This window comes from Mesorhizobium sp. M1E.F.Ca.ET.041.01.1.1 (assembly GCF_003997355.1).
Taxonomy (GTDB): domain Bacteria; phylum Pseudomonadota; class Alphaproteobacteria; order Rhizobiales; family Rhizobiaceae; genus Mesorhizobium.
This window is the reverse complement of the sequence record NZ_RZSL01000963.1, coordinates 1-1,493: the sequence shown is the minus strand read 5'-3', so window position 1 is coordinate 1,493 and position 1,493 is coordinate 1. Positions and strand designations below refer to the sequence as shown.

Genomic DNA, 1,493 nt, shown 5'->3' with positions numbered 1-1,493 from the left:
GTACGGCATCGATGTCTCGCCCGACCTGATCTCAACGGTGACGGATGCCGTGCTCGACGAAGTCGCCACCTGGCAGCAACGACCGCTCGATCCGATTTACCCGCTGGTCTTCTTCGATGCGATCCGGGTCAAGATCCGCGATGAAGGTATGGTCCGCAACAAGGCTATCCATATTGCCCTGGGCGTCCGAGCCGACGGCGCTAAGGAGGTGTTGGGCCTATGGCTCGAGCAGAATGAAGGCGCCAAGTTCTGGCTGCGTGTGATGAACGAACTCAAGAACCGCGGCACAGAAGATATCCTGCTGGCTGTCGTCGATGGCCTGAAAGGCTTCCCGGACGCGATCACCGCCGTGTTCCCGGAGGCGGTCGTACAGACCTGCATCGTCCACCTGCTGCGCAACTCCATGGACTTCGTGTCCTGGAAGGACCGCAGAGGGCTTGCAACGGCACTCAAGGAAATCTATCGCGCCGTCGATGCCGATGCCGCCGAAAAGGCGCTGGCGGCGTTCGAGACCGGCCCCTGGGGCCTGCGCTATCCCGCCATCGGCCAGAGCTGGCGGCGCGCATGGAGCGAGGTCATCCCGTTCTTCGCCTTCCCCGACGAGGTCCGCAGGATCGTCTACACCACGGATGAGATCGACAAGCGCTTTCTTTCCGGTCGTGGTATTCTTCAACGGCGCGGGCGACCTCGTGGCGAAGCGTGGCGCATCGGCTGAAAGCGCCGCCGGGCAGCCTTATTCATGCCTTGCCGGATTGAGGCGCCCGCGCGCCCTTTCCTTTGGCGGGCGCGGGCGCCAAGCCTCGACAAAGTGTTCGTAGCCCTTCTGGGCCTGTTCGGCTACGCGCATCTCCTGGTTCCGGAGTTCCCTGACATTGTAGGCATACGCGGGTCCGCGACTGTTGCCTTTCTTCTGCGGCTTGCCGGCTTGCAATTCCATGCTGCGCACCTTGTGGGCGACGAGACTTGGTCGCGCCCAGAGGTAGTCCTCCTCCTTCGTCAGCAGATGCCAGCATAGAACCGTCAGCTTGCGCGCGACAGCGACTGCGGCAACCTGATGGCCGCGCCTGGCCCGGATACGGACGAAGAACGCATGCAGCGGACCCGGGGCCTTAGCGGCCGCCCAGGCGGCCTCCACCAGCATCGCGCGGGCGTGGCTGCGTCCGACCTTGCTGATCCGGCCATGATGGGCGGCGCCGAGGCCCGACTGATGCACACGCGGATTGAGGCCGAAATAGCTGACCAGCTTCTGAGGGCTCTTGAAGCGAGCGATGTCGCCGATCGCCGCCATCAGCCCCGCTGCCACGGCCAGGTTGACGCCGGTGATGGTGAGCAGACGCCTGATCGCTGGATCGTCCAGCGTGGTCTCGGCAATCTCCCGGTCGAGGGTCGCCAAGTCCTCGGCAAGCCGATCGAGTTCGCGCACATGCCGCTCGATCGCGAACCGCTCATCGTCGGGCACTGGCTGGCGCGCCAGCCAGTGCCCGACGATGAGC

At 64.4% G+C, this 1,493-nt stretch carries 1 protein-coding gene and 1 pseudogene; one reads left to right on the top strand and one right to left on the bottom strand.

The genetic code is table 11. The features are described 5' to 3' along the window. A pseudogene (locus tag EOA38_RS36405) lies at positions 1–640 on the top strand (IS256 family transposase); the annotation flags it as partial. A 93-nt stretch (positions 641–733) separates the two neighbouring features. On the opposite strand, the gene EOA38_RS36400 reads toward EOA38_RS36405, so the two are convergent. Continuing rightward, positions 734–1,493 (bottom strand): transposase (locus EOA38_RS36400; RefSeq protein ID WP_145966285.1); only part of this gene is annotated, 760 nt, incomplete at its 5' end.